The organism is Allobosea thiooxidans (assembly GCF_900168195.1).
GTDB classification, from domain to species: domain Bacteria; phylum Pseudomonadota; class Alphaproteobacteria; order Rhizobiales; family Beijerinckiaceae; genus Allobosea; species Allobosea thiooxidans.
Genome location: NZ_FUYX01000010.1, coordinates 124,207 through 140,310, shown reverse-complemented (window position 1 = coordinate 140,310; position 16,104 = coordinate 124,207). Strand labels below are relative to the sequence as shown.

At 67.5% G+C, this 16,104-nt stretch carries 15 protein-coding genes; 3 read left to right on the top strand and 12 right to left on the bottom strand.

Translation table 11 applies throughout. The annotated features are described in order from the left end of the window. The first annotated feature begins 30 nt into the window (after positions 1–30). Entirely contained in the window at positions 31–447 is a 417-nt protein-coding gene (locus tag B5Y19_RS17990; RefSeq protein ID WP_055728097.1) for a DUF3830 family protein, read from the top strand. Positions 448–514: 67 nt separating this feature from the next. On the opposite strand, the gene B5Y19_RS17985 is transcribed toward B5Y19_RS17990, so the two are convergent. The 3 genes from B5Y19_RS17985 to B5Y19_RS17975 all read right to left on the bottom strand — a co-directional run bounded on the left by B5Y19_RS17985 (position 515) and on the right by B5Y19_RS17975 (position 3,320). Next, entirely contained in the window at positions 515–2,464 is a 1,950-nt protein-coding gene (locus tag B5Y19_RS17985) for a cation:proton antiporter domain-containing protein (RefSeq protein ID WP_079591878.1), read from the bottom strand. 187 nt (positions 2,465–2,651) lie between these two features. Next, positions 2,652–2,972 carry a polyhydroxyalkanoic acid system family protein gene (locus B5Y19_RS17980; RefSeq protein ID WP_055728096.1) on the bottom strand — a complete coding sequence of 107 codons (321 nt, stop codon included), beginning with the start codon at positions 2,970–2,972 and terminating at the stop codon, positions 2,652–2,654. A gap of 138 nt (positions 2,973–3,110) precedes the next feature. Further along, positions 3,111–3,320, bottom strand: a complete 210-nt coding sequence (locus B5Y19_RS17975) for a hypothetical protein (RefSeq protein WP_055728095.1) — start codon at positions 3,318–3,320, stop codon at positions 3,111–3,113. Between the two features lie 183 nt (positions 3,321–3,503). Here B5Y19_RS17975 and B5Y19_RS17970 point away from each other — a divergent pair, with 183 nt between their 5' ends. Further along, on the top strand, positions 3,504–4,169 hold the full coding sequence (locus B5Y19_RS17970) for a hypothetical protein (RefSeq protein ID WP_055728094.1): 666 nt from the start codon (positions 3,504–3,506) through the stop codon (positions 4,167–4,169). A gap of 87 nt (positions 4,170–4,256) precedes the next feature. Here the strand turns inward: B5Y19_RS17970 and B5Y19_RS17965 are convergent, their stop codons facing one another. Then, complete coding sequence (locus tag B5Y19_RS17965; protein ID WP_055728093.1) at positions 4,257–4,553, bottom strand: hypothetical protein; 297 nt, start codon at positions 4,551–4,553, stop codon at positions 4,257–4,259. A 53-nt stretch (positions 4,554–4,606) separates the two neighbouring features. Between B5Y19_RS17965 and B5Y19_RS25770 the strand changes: the two genes are divergently transcribed. Further along, a complete protein-coding gene (locus B5Y19_RS25770; RefSeq protein ID WP_139384451.1) occupies positions 4,607–5,119 on the top strand; it encodes a hypothetical protein in 513 nt (170 codons plus the stop codon). A gap of 119 nt (positions 5,120–5,238) precedes the next feature. Here the strand turns inward: B5Y19_RS25770 and iolB are convergent, their stop codons facing one another. The 8 genes from iolB to B5Y19_RS17920 all read right to left on the bottom strand — a co-directional run bounded on the left by iolB (position 5,239) and on the right by B5Y19_RS17920 (position 16,022). Further along, positions 5,239–6,036, bottom strand: a complete 798-nt coding sequence (iolB, locus tag B5Y19_RS17955) for a 5-deoxy-glucuronate isomerase (RefSeq protein ID WP_055728091.1) — start codon at positions 6,034–6,036, stop codon at positions 5,239–5,241. 108 nt (positions 6,037–6,144) lie between these two features. Next, complete coding sequence (gene iolE / locus B5Y19_RS17950; RefSeq protein WP_055728090.1) at positions 6,145–7,029, bottom strand: myo-inosose-2 dehydratase; 885 nt, start codon at positions 7,027–7,029, stop codon at positions 6,145–6,147. An 83-nt stretch (positions 7,030–7,112) separates the two neighbouring features. Beyond that, complete coding sequence (iolD, locus tag B5Y19_RS17945; RefSeq protein WP_139384450.1) at positions 7,113–8,963, bottom strand: 3D-(3,5/4)-trihydroxycyclohexane-1,2-dione acylhydrolase (decyclizing); 1,851 nt, start codon at positions 8,961–8,963, stop codon at positions 7,113–7,115. An 18-nt stretch (positions 8,964–8,981) separates the two neighbouring features. Continuing rightward, complete coding sequence (locus B5Y19_RS17940) at positions 8,982–10,916, bottom strand: bifunctional 5-dehydro-2-deoxygluconokinase/5-dehydro-2-deoxyphosphogluconate aldolase (protein WP_055728088.1); 1,935 nt, start codon at positions 10,914–10,916, stop codon at positions 8,982–8,984. 111 nt (positions 10,917–11,027) lie between these two features. Continuing rightward, positions 11,028–11,891, bottom strand: a complete 864-nt coding sequence (locus tag B5Y19_RS17935) for a MurR/RpiR family transcriptional regulator (RefSeq protein ID WP_055728087.1) — start codon at positions 11,889–11,891, stop codon at positions 11,028–11,030. A 215-nt stretch (positions 11,892–12,106) separates the two neighbouring features. Next, entirely contained in the window at positions 12,107–12,910 is an 804-nt protein-coding gene (locus B5Y19_RS17930) for an SDR family NAD(P)-dependent oxidoreductase (protein WP_055728086.1), read from the bottom strand. 162 nt (positions 12,911–13,072) lie between these two features. Next, positions 13,073–14,092 (bottom strand): TRAP transporter substrate-binding protein, encoded by a 1,020-nt coding sequence (locus B5Y19_RS17925; RefSeq protein WP_055728085.1) that lies wholly within the window; start codon positions 14,090–14,092, stop codon positions 13,073–13,075. A gap of 61 nt (positions 14,093–14,153) precedes the next feature. Continuing rightward, complete coding sequence (locus B5Y19_RS17920) at positions 14,154–16,022, bottom strand: TRAP transporter large permease (protein WP_055728084.1); 1,869 nt, start codon at positions 16,020–16,022, stop codon at positions 14,154–14,156. Between the last annotated feature and the right edge of the window lie 82 nt (positions 16,023–16,104).

Genomic DNA, 16,104 nt, shown 5'->3' with positions numbered 1-16,104 from the left:
CAGGCCCATTTCAAGAAAGACGGGGATTTCATGAGCAAGCTGATCGTCACCGCCGGCCCTTACAAATTCGACGCGAAGTTCGAGCTGGAGGCCGCCCCGAAGACCTGCGCCGCCTTCAAGAAGCAGATGCCGTTCATCAGCAAGATCGTGCATGTGCGCTGGAGCGGCGAGGGTGTCTGGATGCCGCTTGGCGATCTCGATTTCGGCGTCGGCTACGAGAACAATACCGCCTATCCGGCGCCGGGCCATATCATCCTCTATCCGGGCGGCGTGAGCGAGACCGAGATCCTGCTCGCCTATGGCGGCGTCCAGTTCGCCAGCAAGGCGGGCGTGCTCTCCGGCAACCACTTCATCACCCTGACCTCGGGGCTGGAGAACCTCTACACGCTCGGCCGCAAGACGCTCTACGAGGGCGCGCAGGACATCCGCTTCGATCTGGTCGACTGAGCCGCAAACGGCTCGATCACGACGCCGGAAAGGCGAGGGCGGGGCGCGACGTCCCGCCCTTTCGCGTTCAGGCCGCGGCCGGCGGGTCCTCGGATGCGGGGCCCCGCGCGGAGGTGCGCGGCTTCAGCCTGCGAGGCTCGCCGGGCTTGACCGGAGCGCCCGCCTCCAGGTTGGCCGCCGGCTCCGTCGCTTCTGTGGCCGCTTCCGGCTTGGCCTCAGCGTCCGCCTCAGCCTCAACCTCAGTTTCCGGCTTTGCGTCCGTCTCCGCCTCCGGCTTCGCCGTGCAGGCGAGGTTCCGGCACAGGCCCAGCATCGCCCGCGCGATCTCGGCCTCGCCCATGATGGTCAGGGTCGCGCCGCATTTGGTCAGATGCGCGACCTCGGGGTCCGAATGGGCGCGGGCGATGATCGGCAGGGCCGGATTCTCGCGGCGGGCCTGCTCGCAGACCTGTCCGGCCTCGAAGCTGCCGGGAATGGCGACGAAGAGCCTCACCGCCCGGCCGAGGCCGGCTGCCGAGAGTACCTCCGGATCAGCGGCATTGCCGATGAGCAGCTCGGCGCCATCGCGCTTCGCCGTCTCGACGGCGTTCGGATTGTCCTCGATCACCAGCAGCTTCGTGCCCTGCGCGAGCAGGCCGGCGCCGAGCAGGCTGCCGACGCGGCCATAGCCGACGACGACGATGTGGTCGGTGAGGGCGGTCGGCGTAAGGTCGCGCTCGGGCGGTGCGTCCGGCTGAGGCTCGGGCGCCGGGCTCTCATCGGCGTCTCCGGCTTCCGCGGCCGGCACCGCCGGCTTGGGCTTCGCCGCCGGGGCCTCGGCCGCAAAGCGGTCGACGAGCGCGAACATCACCGGGTTGAACAGGATCGAGAGGATGGCGCCGGCCAGGATGAGGTCGCGCCCCTGCGGCGGCAGGATGCCGAGCGCGGTGCCGAGGCCGGCGAGGATGAAGGAGAATTCGCCGATCTGCGCGAGCGAGCCGGAGATCGTCAGCGCCACCGCGTTCGACCGGCCGAAGGCACGCACGATCAGCCAGGCCGCGACGGATTTTCCGATCAGGATGATGGCGAGCGTGCCGATGAGCGCCCATGGCGCCCGCACAAGGATTCCCGGGTCGAACAGCATGCCGACCGAAACGAAGAACAGCACGGCGAAGGCATCGCGCAGCGGCAACGTCTCTTCCGCCGCGCGCTGGGACAGCGGGGATTCGGACAGGATCATGCCGGCGAAGAAGGCACCGAGCGCGAAGGAGACGCCGAACAGGGTTGCCGCCGAATAGGCGACGCCCAGCGCGACCGCGAGCACCGCCAGGCGGAAGAGCTCGCGCGAGCCGGTATGGGCGACCCAGTGCAGCACCCAGGGGATGACGCGCCGGCCGACCACGAGCATGAAGGCGAGGAAGCCGACGAGCTTGGCGAAGGTCAGCCCCAGCACGCCCCAGACGCCGAGGTCGAAGCGGGTCGCCAGCGGGGCGCTGCCACCGGATGGCGTGCCGTTGAGCACCTCGGCCAGGACCGGCAGCAGGACGAGCGCCAGCACCATGGCGATGTCCTCGACGATCAGCCAGCCGACGGCGATCCGGCCCCGTTCGGTCTGGACCAGGCGCCGCTCCTGCAGGGCGCGCAGCAGCACCACGGTGGAGGCGGTGGAGAGGGCGAGGCCGAAGACGGCGCCGGAGAACGGGCTCCAGCCGAGCAGCGTGCCGAGGCCGAGCCCGAGCAGGGTCGCGATGCCGATCTGGACGACGGCGCCGGGCACGGCGATCGTCTTCACCGACAGGAGGTCCTTCAGGGAGAAGTGCAGGCCGACGCCGAACATCAGCAGGATGACGCCGATCTCGGCCAGCTGGTTGGCGAGGCCCTGGTCGGCGACGAATCCCGGCGTGAAGGGGCCGACGGCGACGCCCGCGACGAGATAGCCGACGAGGGGAGAAATCCGCAGTCTTTGGGCGATGGCCCCGAAGACGAAAGCCAGGCCGAGGCCCGCGACGATAATGGCGATCAGCGGGCCGTGATGCATGGGTCTCCCGAATCCGAAACGTCAGGCAATGGAAAATGCTGGAACGTTCGGAGCATGGGGACTGGGGGGCGGGATTTCAACCGAAGGACGTACGTCTTTTTGGGCGCGGGCTGCCGCAATTCGCGCCGCTGCCCGGCGGCGGGATGCCGCCGCGGCAAGTTCCGTTTCCCCGAACCGGCGCGGGCTCTCAGGCCTTCGGCTTCTCCAGCAGGATCTGGCCCTGCTTCTCGACGCCGATCTTGAGCTTCTCGGCGAAGACGGCGAGCATCCAGGGCAGCGTCACCTCCACCCGCACCAGGGCCTCCTCGACATCGACCCGGCCGCGGACGGTGTGGCCGAGCGCCGCCACACCGAAATGCAGGCTGTCGCCCTGCCAGTTCTCCTCGACGAGCTGCATCCTGACCATGCCGAGCTTGTCGCGGATGCGGTCGAGGCCGCTGCGCAGGCGGTTCAGTGCGCCGTCGCGGCCGAGGTCATGTGAGATGGTGATCGAAACAGGCTTGGCCATGGCACCTCGGCGGCATGTCGGAAACGAAGCCCCGACATGGCGACGGCGCCGGAGATTGTCCAGCGCCGTCGAAAAGCCCGCCATGCGGCGGGCGTGATTTCGGCAATGATGACAGGTATTTCCGGCAACCGGCCGGGCTCAGACGCGTTCGCTGAGCCGCCGCTGGCCGATCTGGGTCACACGCCAGATGGCTCCGTCCGACTCGACGAGGCCGCGATCCTTGAGGGCGTAGAGCATCGTCTCGTCGAAGATGAAATGCCGGGTCTCTTCTTCGATGCTTTCCAGCGCGATCCATTCGGGATCCGAGAGAACCGAGGGATGAGCGATCTGGAGGTGCTGAACGTGCATGCGCGTCTCCTTCTCGTTGACTGCCCCTGTTCCGCGGTGGATCGCATGCAATCATGACGGCGGCATGGCCGACAGATGAAGAAAGCCGACCCAGCTGCGCATATCCGTTTTCGGTTCTGCGCCGGAACACCGGCCGGCCTCCGCGGTTGACTGGGCGTGAGTTTCAGAAACGGAGAGACCGCTATGGCGATCACCAACAGCTTTCCGCCCGACATGCCGGGGGATGCCGAGACGACCGGCGACGGTGCCGCCGGCACGGTGCGCACCCTGCGCGGCAAGGCAGCGGAGATGGCCGACAAGGCAAGCGAGACGGTGAAGGAGGGTTATGGCCGGGCGAAGGAGGCCTGGGATGAGGCCGATCCGCTCGAGACCGTGCGCGAGGGCGGGCAGGCCGTCGCGGGCTCTGTCGAACGGCACCCGCTGATGGCCTTCGGGCTCGGCGCGCTGAGCGTCGGGCTGATCGCCTGGGCCACGCTGCGGAGCCGGCCGACTTCGCGCTGGGAACGCTACCAGCCCGATTACGGGCGCCTGCGCGGCTGGCTGAGCGATCACGGCTCCGAGGCGGCGGAGGCCGGCCAGCGCGCCGTCAAGATGGGCAGCAACTGGCTCGGCGCCCGGCGCGAGGCCGCCGAGGACTATGCCGACCGCGCCGGCGACTATGCGGCGTTGGCCCGCGACTATGCCGATCGGGGCGGGCGCATGCTGGCGAAGCGGGCGGAGCGGGAGCCGATGGCGGCGCTGGTGGGGCTCGGGCTCGCCGTCTATGTCATCGGCTCGCTCCTGACCTCGGCTTCGGCCAAGGAGCAGCCGGCGACTTCGCCGCCGCGCAAGCGAGCGGCGCGACGCTGACGGCTTTCAGCCGAAAAGCCCTGCGGCGTGAGGCGCCGCAGGGCTTGTTGTTTCGAGGGGCCTTCCGAGGGAGTGGGCCCCGCTAGCTCACCACCAGTAGCGGCGCGGGCCGTAGTAGCCGCCATAGTAGTGGCGGCTGGCGCCAGCGGCGATCGCGCCACCGACGACGCCGGCCGCGACGCCAGCGGCGACAGCGCTGCCAGCCTCGTTCGAGGCGCGACGGTTCTCGACATAGTTGGCCGAGCGGCACTGCTGATAGGCGCGGGTGCCGGGGCGGAAGCCCTGAGCCTCGCAGGTGACTTCGGCGTCGGCCATCGATTCCTGGGCGGTCTGGCAACCGGCCAGCAGCGCCGCCATGGCCCCAACGATCAAAATGCTACGCATAATCTATCCTTTTTCAGCCTCCCATTGGCCCGTCGGGGACTTAAGAGCAGCCTTTGGCCGAGGTCAAGAATGGCACTGGCGTTACGGTAAAGTTCACGGGGGAAATTCGTGAGAAATCGTCGAAATTACCGGCTAATCGATCGATTTCCGCAGGGGCGGGTGTCGTTGATGCCGGATCGCCTGCATCCCGGACTTGCTTTTGCGGCAAAGCGGCGGAACATGGAGTTCGATCGATCAAGGCTGCCCGGACCGTGACAATGACGCGCTTTTTCATCCTTTTGCCTGCGCTTCTGCTCGGCGCCTGCGCCTATCACACCTCGCGCAGCAGCGTCGTCGTGGTCACCGACGCGAAGGGCGTTGTGGAGAACTGCCAGAAGATCGGCGAAATCGACGGCCAGTCGCAGGCTCATGCGATCATGCCCCTCGACAAGACGCGCGATTCGGTGATCACGCGCCTGAAGATTGCCGCTGCCGAGCAGGGCGGCACCCATGTCCTCGCCAGCGTTGCCGACATCAAGTGGAAGGGGCCCGACAGCAAGGGCACCATCTATAAATGTAACCCCTGAGCCGGGCAGGGCTTCCTCACCCGCAACGAAGGCCGCCGTCATTCCGGGGCCGCCCCGGAACCATCATGGAGCGTCGGCGCCCCTGATGGATTCCGGGATCTGCCCTGCGTCGCGGGGCTTCAGCCCTTCAACAGCCACTCGTGTTCGGTGGCGTTGTGGAATTTCCAGGTCCGCTTCGGGCCGGCCATGACGTTGAGATAATAGAGATCGTAGCCGTGGCAGGTGGCGCAGGGGTGATAGCCCTTCGGCACCAGCACGACGTCGCCGTCTTCGATCGCCATTGCCTCATCGAGGCTGCGGTCGTCGGTATAGACGCGCTGGAAACCGAAGCCCTGCGGCGGGTTGAGACGGTGATAATAGGTCTCTTCCAGATGGGATTCGCGCGGCAGGTCGTCCCGGTCGTGCTTGTGCGGCGGGTAGCTCGAGGTGTTGCCGGCCGGCGTGATGACCTCGACGACTAGCAGCGAATCCGCAGGCTCGCTCTCAGGCAGGATGTTGGTGACGTGGCGGGTGTTCGAGCCCTTGCCGCGAATCTCCTGGCCGAGATCATCGGGCTCGATGACGCGCACCGGCAGGCCGCCGCCGAGGCCGGGAGCCGTGCAGACGGCGAGCTCGAGTTCGGTGGTGGCGGTGACGGACCAGTCCGAGCCCTGCGGGATATAGACCGACCACGGCTTGCCCTCGAAGGGGCTCATGCGGCTCCCGAGCTCGCCCAGCGCCGCGCCGCCGGCCGCGGTCTTGCCCTTGCCGGTGACGAAGACGAGGCAGGCTTCGCGGTCGCCGGTCCTGGCCGAGACGGTTTCGCCCGGCTTCAGGCGGTGCAGGTCAAAGCCGACATAGGTCCAGCCGGCGCTTTCCGGCGTGACATGGGTGACGCGGCCATGGCTGCCGGCGGGTTTGACCTTGAGATGGGACATCGAGGGGTTCCTACCTGGTAGACTCGTCATGTTCGGGCCTGACCCGAACCTCTCCCGATCGAGATTCCCGGGTCGGAGCTCCGCTCCGCCCGAGAATGACGGCAGCAATCAAATCAGCCCGGCTTCCTTGATGAAGCGCGACAGATTGGCATGTCCGAGCCTGGCGTAGCGCGCGGGTTCGGCCTTCTTCGGATCCTGCTCGGCCTCGACCACGATCCAGCCGGAATAGCCCTGCAGTTCGCTGAGCACCCGGACATAGTCGATCAGGCCGTCGCCGGGCACGGTATAGACCCCGGCGAGCACGGATTCGAGGAAGGACCAGTCCTCGCGGTTGGAGCGCCACATCACCACCTCGCGGATGTCCTTGCAGTGGACGTGATGGATGCGCTCCTTCCAGTGGCGGGCGATGCGGGCCGGGTCGCCACCGCCCCAGGTGGCGTGGCCGGTGTCGAGCAGCAGGCCGACCGCGGCGCCGGTGACGCCCATGAACCGGTCGATCTCGGCCTCGGTCTGCACCACCGTACCCATATGGTGGTGGTAGACGAGCTGCAGCCCGTATTCCGCCTTCACCGCTTCCGCGAAATTGGTGTAGCGCGCGCCGAATTCGTCCCAGCGGTTCTTCGGCAGGACGGGCCGGGCCGAGAGCGGCTTGGTGATGTCCGAATGGATCGCGTTCGAGGTCTCGGCCGCGATCAGGACCGAGCAGCCCATGTCGCGCAGCAGCGTCGCATGGGCCTTCACCGCATCCATTTCGGCGGCAACGTCGCGGACCAGGAGTTCGGTGGAGTACCAGCCCGAGACCAGGGCATGGCCATGGGCTTCGAGGATCGGCTTCAGCTTGCTCGCCTCGCGCGGGAACTTGTTGCCGAGCTCCATGCCGGTGAAGCCGGCCTCGCGCGCCTCCTTCAGGCAGGTTTCGAGCGGGATGTCGCCGCCGATCTCCAGCATGTCGTCATTCGACCAGCCGATGGGGTTCGCGCCGATGCGGATCATATGAGTCTTTCCTGATGATGGCCTCTGCCGTCATTGCGAGCGCAGCTTCGGAGCTCACGCTCCTCGCAATGACGGCCATGGTTCTATTCACCGACGCGCTGCTGCTTGCGTCGTTCGTCGTAATTCGCCCGCGCCGTGCGCACCTGCTCGCGCGCGCTCACCTCGGGCACCGCGACATCCCACCAGGCGCCCCCGGCGCCGGTCGAGACCAGCGGGTCGGTGTCGATGACGACGACCGTGGTGCGGGCATTGGTCTTCGCCTCAGCCAGCGCCGTCTCCAGCTCGGCGATCGAGGCGGCCTTCGTCGCGATCGCCCCCATGCTGGCGGCGTGCTGCACGAAGTCGATCTCCGGCAGGGTCTCGTGCCTGCTGTCCTTGAGCAGGTTGTTGAAGCTCTGGCCGCCGGTCGCGTTCTGCAGCCGGTTGATGCAGCCGAAGCCGCGATTGTCGAGCAGCACGATGGTGAGCTTCAGGCCCAGCATCACCGAGGTTGCGATCTCGGAATTGAGCATCAGATAGGAGCCGTCGCCGACCATGACGACGACCTCCTTGTCGGGCCGAGCCATCTTGGCGCCGAGCCCGCCGGCGATCTCGTAGCCCATGCAGGAATAGCCGTATTCGGCATGGTAGGAGCCGGGCGCGCCGGCCTGCCAGAGCTTGTGCAATTCGCCGGGCAGGCCGCCGGCCGCATGAAGCAGGATGACATCCGAGCCCAGCGTGCGCTGGACCGCGCCGATGACCTGCGCATCCGAGGGCAGGGCGGCGTTGGTGGCGGCGGTGGCCTGGCCCGCTTCCTTGCGCCAATCGGCCTTGCCGGCCTTGGCATTGGCGGTCCAGCTCTCCGGTGCCTTCCAGCTGCCGATGGCCTCGGACAGCTCGGCCAGTCCCTCGCGGGCATCGGCAACCAGTGGCAAGGCGCGGTGCTTGCCGGCGTCGAAGGGCTGGACGTTGAGGCCGATGATCGTCTTGCCGGCCGCGCCGAACAGCGCCCAGGAACCGGTGGTGAAATCCTGCAGGCGCGTGCCCACCGCCAGGACGAGATCGGCCTCGGCGGCAAGGCGATTGGCCGCGGCCGTGCCGGTGACGCCGACGGCCGCCATGTTGAGCGCCTCGTCATCGGGCAGGGCGGATTTGCCGCCTTGCGTCTCGCAAACGGGGATGCCGGTCGCGGCCGAGAACCGGGCGAGCGCGTCGCTGGCACCGGAATAGAGCACGCCGCCGCCGGCGACGATCAGCGGCTTCCTCGCAGCCTTGAGCGCCGCGGCTGCGGCCTTGAGCTCGTCGCGGTCGGCGCGGGGACGGCGCGGCGCCCAGAGCCGCTCAGCGAAGAAGCTCTCAGGATAGTCGTAGGCCTCGGCCTGCACGTCCTGACAGAGCGCGAGCGTGACCGGCCCGCATTCGGCCGGGTCGGTCAGCACCTGCATGGCGCGGGTCAGAGCCGGGATGATCTGCTCGGGCCGGGTGATGCGGTCGAAATAGCGCGAGACCGGCCGGAAGCAGTCATTCGCGGAGACAGTGCCGTCGCCGAAATCCTCGACCTGCTGCAGGACGGGATCGGGGATGCGGTTGGCGAAGACATCGCCCGGCAGCAGCAGCACCGGCAGGCGGTTGACATGGGCGAGCGCCGCGGCGGTGACGAGATTGGTCGCGCCGGGGCCGATCGAGGTCGTCGCGGCCATGAAGCGGCGGCGCATATTGGCCTTGGCATAGGCGATCGCGGCATGGGCCATGGCCTGCTCGTTATGGGCGCGGAAGGTCGGAAGGGTCTCGCGTTCGTGCCAGAGCGCCTCGCCGAGGCCGGCGACATTGCCATGGCCGAAGATCGCCCAGACGCCGCCGAAGATCGGCAGGCGCTTTCCGTCGATCTCGGTCATCTGGCGGCTGAGGAAGCGCGTCAGCGCCTGCGCCATGGTGAGGCGGACGGTGCTCATGATCTGTCTCCGAGACGGAAGCTATGCCGCCTTGCGGCCGCGCGTGGCAAGCCAGAGGCCGGTCAGCGCCTCGAAACGTCGCGCCATGTCGGCGATGGCCGCTTCGTCGTCGAGCTTGCCCGCAAGCCAGCCTTCTGCGGCCGTCATGAAGATGGTGCGGCCGACGGCGAAGCCCTTGACGACGGGGGCGCCGGCGGTCGCGGCGAAACCGGCTTCCAGCTCCTCGGCGGGGGCATCGAGCCCGAGCAGCAGCACGCCGCGGCACCAGGGATCATGCTTCGCGATGGTCTTTTCGATCGCTACCCAGGCGGCGGGGGAGGATTGCGGCTCCAGCTTCCACCAGTCGGGCTTGATGCCGAGCGCGTAGATCTCCTCCAGCGCGCAGGCGATCGTGTCGGGGCCGAGCGGGCCGTTCTTGGAGGCGATGATCTCGACCAGCAGTTCGCGGCCGACCTTGCGGGCCGCCTCGAACAGGCCGCGCAGCTTCTCCTGCTGCTCGCGTTTCAGTGCTGCGGGATCGTCCGGGTGATAGAAGCACAGGCACTTGATGCAATGATCGACCGGCCATTCCGGCAGGAGGGAGCCGATATCCTGGCTGGTCTCGAAGCGCAGGGGGCGCGAGCCCGGCAGCTCGACCGGGCGGCCGAGCCAGGCGAAGGGATGGCGGGCGAATTCGAACATCGCCTCGCGGCCGTGCTTCTCGTCGAGCAGCATGCCGTAGCCCGGCCGGCCATTGGCGACGCGGGCGGCAGCCCTGACGGCGAGCACCTTGAAATCGCGGATGCGGGCCGGATCGGCGCCGAGCCTGGCAGCGAGCTCTTCCAATTGCGAGCGATGATCGCAGGCCAGCGCCATCAGCGAGGGGATGTCGCGGCGGCGCGTCGTCGCCCAGTGGATATGGTTGATGGCCTCGTCCTTGCGCAGGGCGCGGTGCGGGCTGCCGCTCTTGAGGAAGTATTGCAGCTCCTCGAAGGTCGGGCTTTCCGGCGAGCAGAGCAGACGCGAGACGGCGAAGGCGCCGCAGGCATTGGCCCAGGTCGCGGCGGTGGCGAGACTCTCGCCGCCGAGCCAGCCGCGCAGGAAGCCGGACATGAAGGCGTCGCCGGCGCCGAGCACGTTGTAGACCTCGATCGGGAAGCCCTTGCCGACGATGCCGTCCTCGAGATCGTTGGGAATCGCGCCCTCGTAGACGATGCAACCCATCGGGCCGCGCTTGAGGACGATGGTGGCGGGAGTCAGCGAACGGATCGTCTTGAGTGCCGGCAGCAATTCGCTTTCGCCCGAGGCGATCAGGACTTCCTCTTCCGTGCCGATGATCAGGTCGCAGCCCGGCAGGACCGTCTTCATTCGTTCGGAGACAGCCTGCGAGGCGATGTAGCGGTTGTCGCCGGCATCGTGCCCGGCGAGACCCCAGAGATTGGGGCGGTAATCGATGTCGAGCACGACCTTGCCGCAGTTCGCGCGCATCAGCTTCATCGCCTTGCGCTGTGCGGCCTCCGGGCCGGGGCGGGCGAAATGCGTGCCGGTGACGACGACGGCGCGAGCCTTCGCGATGAAGGCGGGATCGATGTCGCCTTCCTCCAGCGCCATGTCGGCGCAGTTCTCGCGGTAGAACAGCAGCGGGAAGGACTTGTCGCTCTCGACCGAGAGGATGGCGAGCGCGGTCAGCCGCTCCGGATCGGTCTTGAGGCCGTCGAGATTCACCCCCTCGCGGGCGAGCTGCTCGCGCAGGAAACGGCCGAACTGCTCGTTGCCGACGCGGGTCAGCAGGGCCGAGCGCAGGCCGAGACGGGCCGTGCCGATGGCGATATTGGCCGGGCAGCCGCCGACCGATTTGGCGAAGGAGGTGACGTCTTCGAGCCGTGAGCCGATCTGCTGGCCGTAGAGATCGACCGAGGCCCGGCCGATGGTGATGACGTCGAGCGCCTGCGCCGAGCTGCCGCGCGGTTCCGTCATATGCTCCTCCCGGCCCTGCCGCTTTTCGTGAGGTGCGGTCGGCCGAACGGCTCCGCCTCGGCGGTTATGAAATAATAATTCCATTATTCCGTCAATGCGGAATACCTGTTCCTATTCGCGCGAGCGGCGCCGTCGCCCGCGCGGCGCCCGTCGGGCCTCGCCGATGCCGACGGCCAGCGCCATTGCGAGCGCCATGGTCGAGGAGAGCGTGCGGAAGCCGCCGAAATCGGCCTCCGCGACCTCGAACCAGAGCCTGGCGGTGCTCGCCAGGGGCGAGAAGGCGCTGTCGGTGATGGCGATGACGGGGACGCCGCGCTCGGCCAGGCCTCGTGCATCCTCGATCGTCGCGGCCGCGTAGGGCGAGAAGCTGATGACCAGGGCTGCGTCCTTCGGCGTGGCGAAGGCGATCATCTCGGGGTCGAGGCCGGCCGCCGATTCGACGAGCTGGTAGCGCACGCCGAGCTTGCCCAGCGCATAGGCGAGATAGCTCGCCACCGGATAGGAGCGGCGGCGGGCGAGGATGTAGAGGGTCTCGGCACCGGCGAGCATCTCGATCGCGCGGTCGAGCGTGCCTTCGTCCAGGCTGCGGCCCATCACGTCGAGCGATTTGCGCGAGGCGGTGAGGAAGCCGTCGAGGATGCGGTGGTTGCCGGCGGTGCCCTCGTCGGCCCGCAAGGTGTTGAGTCGTTCCTCATAGCTGGAATTGCGCTCGCGCAGGCGCTCGCGGAACACGCCTTGCAGGCTGGTGAAGCCGTCGAAGCCGAGATGCTGGGCGAAGCGGATCAGCGTCGAGGGCTGGACGCCGGCCGAGATGGCGATGCTCGCGGCCGTGCCGAAGGCGATCTCGTCGGGGTTGTCGAGCGCATAGGCCGCGATCTGGGCGATGCGCTTCGGCAAGCTCTCGCGCTGGCCGAGAATGAGGGCGCGCAGGCCATCGAAATCGCGCGGCAGCTCCGCAACGGCGGTTTCGCTCATTCTGGATTTCCGTTGCCGTCCCTGTTGCGACAGTTCTGGCAGCGAAGCGGAAATGGAGCAAGCGTTCCAAAGGAGGAATGAACGCTCGATGATGGAGGAGAGGCGTCATGCTCGGGCTTGACCCGAGCATCTCATGCCGATGGAGGCTCCCGGCGCGTCTCCTGTCGGAGATTCTCGGGTCTCCGCCTCGCTTCGCCCGAGAATGACGGATGCGCTCAGCCTGGCAGGCTGGCGGTGCAGCTCTGGCCGCCATCGACGGGCAGGCAGACGCCGGTGATGAATTTGGCCTCGTCGGAAGCCAGGAAGACGGCGGCGTTGGCGATGTCCCAGGCCGTGCCCATCTTGCCCATCGGCACCTGCGCGTCGCGGGCGGCGACCATCTCCTCGACGGAAGCGTATTGCGTCGAGATCTGCTTGTAGATCAGCGGCGTGTCGATCAGGCCGGGCATGATGCAGTTGGCGCGGATGCCGGCCTTCGCATATTGCATCGCGAGCGCGACCGTCGCCTGGTTCACCGCCGCCTTGGTGGCGTAGTAAGCGAAATAGGGGTAGCCGGTCCAGCGGATGGCGGCGAGCGAGGAGATGTTGACGATGGCGCCGCCGCCGCCCTTCAGCATCTCCGGGATCGCGGCCTTGGCGCAGCGATAGACCGAGCCGAGATTGAGCTGGAGCGAGGCCTCGAACTGCGCCTCGGAGAGCTCGACCGGCCCGCCCATATGGGTGACGCCGACATTGTTGTGCAGGATGTCGAGCCGGCCGAAATGCGCCGCGGTCTCGGCGATGCAGGCCTCGACCGAGGCGAGATTCGTGACGTCGGCAGCGAGCGCCAGTGCCTTGCCGCCCTCGCCGGCGATGATCGCGGCGGTTTCCTCGGCGGCCGCCCGGTTCAGGTCGATGCAGGCGACGCCCGCGCCCTCACGGGCATAGGCCACGGCCGCGGCCTTGCCGTTGCCCCAGCCGGGGCCGGAGGAGCCGGCGCCGAAGACGATGGCGGTCTTGCCCTTCAGCCGGTCGGCCATGGCGGGAAACTCCGATATCACCAGAACAGAAAACCTCAGCCCTCATCCTGAGGAGCCGCAAAGCGGCGTCTCGAAGGATGCTCCAGTGCACGCTGAAACAGCTTTCGAGACGCGGGCTCGTGCCCGCTCCTCAGGATGAGGGCTGAGGGAATTATGGCGTTGTCAGCTCAGCGAGCTGCCGACCGCCTTTTCCAGGATGCCCCAGGCCTCGTCGCCGTACTTCTTCTTCCACTCGGCGTAGAAGCCGGCCTTGCGCAGCGCGTCGCGGAAGGCGTCGGCCTTGGCCTCGTTGACGACCATGCCCTTCGAGACCAGCTCGCCCTGCAGGCCGGCATTGAGCTTGGCGACGTCCTCGCGCTCCAGCACCGCGGCGGCGTTGATGTTCTTGGCGACGATGGCGCGCAGGTCCTCCGGCAGCTTCTCCCAGGCGCGGCGGTTGGCCAGGAACCAGAAGCCGTCCCACATGTGGTTGGTCAGCGAGAGGTACTTCTGCACCTCGAAGAGCTTGGCCGTCGCGATGATGGCGAGCGGGTTCTCCTGGCCGTCGACGATCTTGGTCTGCAGCGCGGTGTAGACCTCGGCGAAGTTGATCGAGGCCGGGGCCGACTGGAAGGCGGTGAACATCGAGGTCCAGAGCGGCGAGACCGGAACGCGGATCTTGAAGCCCTTCAGGTCGTCGGGCGTGGCGACCGGGCCCCTGGACGAGGTGATCTGGCGGAAGCCGTTGTCCCAGATCTTGTCCATGACGACGAGGTTGGCCTTGTTGATCTGGCCGCGGACATAGGCGCCGAGCTCGCCGTCCATCGCCTTCCAGACGGCGTCGTAGTTCGGGAAGGCGAAGCCGATGCCGGAGAGCGAGGCGTTGGCGACCAGCGTCGACAGGATCAGCGGCGACAGCGTGAAGAACTCGACGCCGCCGGAGCGGACCTGGCTCAGCATGTCGGTGTCGGAGCCGAGCTGGTTGTTCGGGAAGATCTGGATGTCGACCCGACCCTTCGTCTCTTCCTTGATCTTGGCCACGGCCTCGTTGGCGCGCGTGTTCATCGGGTGCGCGACGGGCAGGTTGTTGGCGTATTTATAGGTGAACTCGGCGGCCTGGGCGTTGGCGCGGCCGATATGGAAGGTGCCGATTGCGGAGGCGGCGGCTGTCGCCTGGAGCAGGGTGCGGCGCGAGATGGTCATGGGCGTTTTCTCCTTGAGAGCGTCTGTTTTCTTGCTGGTTTCTTGTGGTTGGCGTTGAGCTTCACAGCACCCAGGTCGAGAGGCCGGGGACGAGGGCAATGACGACAAGGCCGACGATCAGCGCGATGAGATAGGGCCAGATCGCGCCCATCGCCTCGTCGGGCGAGACGTTGCCGATCTTGCAGGCGATGTAGAAGCCGATGCCGATCGGCGGCGCCATCAGGCCGATGTTCATCGCGGTGACGACGACCATCGAATAGTGCACGTCGTTGATGCCGAGATTCTTGGCGATCGGGAACATCAGCGGCGCCATCAGCACGATCGCCGGCAGCCCCTCCAGCACGCAGCCGAGGATCATGAAGACGACGATGGTCACCGCCATGAAGGTGAGCCAGCCGCCAGGCAGATTCGCCATGAAGACGGCGAGATCGCGGGCGAAACCGGTCTGGGTCAGGGCCCAGGCCATGGCGAGCGCGGTGCCGAGGATCACCAGGATCGCGCCGGAGAGCGCGGCCGTCTCGACCAGCATCTGGTAGAATTTGCGCAGGCCGATGCCGCCATAGAGCACGATGCCGATCACGAGCGCATAGAGCACCGCGATGGTCGAGACCTCGGTCGCGGTGGCGACGCCGCCGCCCACCGCCGCGCGAATGATGAAGGGCAGGACCAGCGCCGGCGCCGCGACGATCGCGACCTTGCCGATCACGGCGAGCGGGGCGCGGCGAACGCCCTTCATGTCCTCCGCTGCCGCCTTCCAGCGGGCGAGACCCGCGAGCGCGACGAGCAGCACGCCGGCGATGACGAAGCCCGCATTGAACAGGCCCGCGATCGAGACGCCGGCGACCGAGCCGAGCACGATCAGCACGATCGAAGGCGGCACGGTGTCGGCCATGGCTGCGCCGGTGGAGAGCAGCGCGATCAGGTCCTTGGGCTTGTAGCCGCGCCGTTTCATCTCCGGGAAGAGCGCCGGAGCGACGGTCGCCATGTCCGAGACCTTGGAGCCCGAGATGCCCGAGACCAGGTAGAGCGAGCCGAGCAGGACATAGGACATGCCGGCGCGGACATGGCCAAGCAGGGAGGCGAGGAAATCGACGATCGCCTTGCCCATTCCGGTGGCGTCGAGGATGCAGCCGAGCAGCACGAAGATCGGCACGGAGAGCAGGATGAGGCTCGACATGCCCTCGTCCATGCGCCCGATCATCACCACGGTCGGCACGCTGGTCGAGAAGACGAGGAAGGCGAGCGTGCCGAGCCCGAAGCAGAAGGCGATGGGAACGCCTGCGACGAGGCAGACGGCGACGATCCCGATCAGAAAGATCAGGATGTTGTAGTAGCCGAGCCCCTTCAGCGTCGGCCCGAGCAGCCAGAAGGCGAGACCGAGGCCGCCGACGACCAGTGCCGCGGCGGCGATGTCGACGAGCCGCCCGGTCTTGAAGACATAGCGCAGGGTGAGCAGCAGCATCAGCACGATGCCGACGGCGATCGCCGAGACACGCCAGCTGACGGGGATGTTGAGGGCGGCCGAGGTGACGTAGCTCTCTTCCACCGCGTATTCGATGGCCGGGGCGACCATCGCGCCCAGGAAGGCGGCGACCGCGAGCAGAGCCAGCGTTTCGACGAATTCGCGCAGCCGGGCCGACATCATGCCGACGAAGAGCGTCAGCCGCAGATGCTCGTTGCGGTCCACGGCGATGGCGGCGCCGAGCATGGCGAGCCAGATGAAGGCGATCGATGCGACCTCGTCGACCCAGACGAAGGGCAGCGAGAAGACATAGCGCGAGACGACGCCGAGCAGCAGCACGCCGATGATGAAGGCGACCAGCGCGGCGGCGACGATCTCGACCGGTCGCATGATCGCCGAGCCGGGGCGGGCGTCCTCGTTCTCGCTCAGATTCTCCGGGATGTGCAGCGTATCGACGACATCGACCATAGGCGACCTCAGACGCCGGTCGACGGGCGCGACGCGCCCGCTACGCAGGTTGCCTCGAGGGCCATCGTTCCGTTCCTCCCTC

Coding starts and splice junctions, on each gene's coding strand:
- B5Y19_RS17990 (WP_055728097.1), top strand. CDS start 31: ATGAGCAAGCTGATCGTCACCGCCGGCCCTTACAAATTCGACGCGAAG.
- B5Y19_RS17985 (WP_079591878.1), bottom strand. CDS start 2,464: ATGCATCACGGCCCGCTGATCGCCATTATCGTCGCGGGCCTCGGCCTG.
- B5Y19_RS17980 (WP_055728096.1), bottom strand. CDS start 2,972: ATGGCCAAGCCTGTTTCGATCACCATCTCACATGACCTCGGCCGCGAC.
- B5Y19_RS17975 (WP_055728095.1), bottom strand. CDS start 3,320: ATGCACGTTCAGCACCTCCAGATCGCTCATCCCTCGGTTCTCTCGGAT.
- B5Y19_RS17970 (WP_055728094.1), top strand. CDS start 3,504: ATGGCGATCACCAACAGCTTTCCGCCCGACATGCCGGGGGATGCCGAG.
- B5Y19_RS17965 (WP_055728093.1), bottom strand. CDS start 4,553: ATGCGTAGCATTTTGATCGTTGGGGCCATGGCGGCGCTGCTGGCCGGT.
- iolB (WP_055728091.1), bottom strand. CDS start 6,036: ATGTCCCATCTCAAGGTCAAACCCGCCGGCAGCCATGGCCGCGTCACC.
- iolE (WP_055728090.1), bottom strand. CDS start 7,029: ATGATCCGCATCGGCGCGAACCCCATCGGCTGGTCGAATGACGACATG.
- B5Y19_RS17940 (WP_055728088.1), bottom strand. CDS start 10,916: ATGACGGAACCGCGCGGCAGCTCGGCGCAGGCGCTCGACGTCATCACC.
- B5Y19_RS17935 (WP_055728087.1), bottom strand. CDS start 11,891: ATGAGCGAAACCGCCGTTGCGGAGCTGCCGCGCGATTTCGATGGCCTG.
- B5Y19_RS17930 (WP_055728086.1), bottom strand. CDS start 12,910: ATGGCCGACCGGCTGAAGGGCAAGACCGCCATCGTCTTCGGCGCCGGC.
- B5Y19_RS17925 (WP_055728085.1), bottom strand. CDS start 14,092: ATGACCATCTCGCGCCGCACCCTGCTCCAGGCGACAGCCGCCGCCTCC.
- B5Y19_RS17920 (WP_055728084.1), bottom strand. CDS start 16,022: ATGGTCGATGTCGTCGATACGCTGCACATCCCGGAGAATCTGAGCGAG.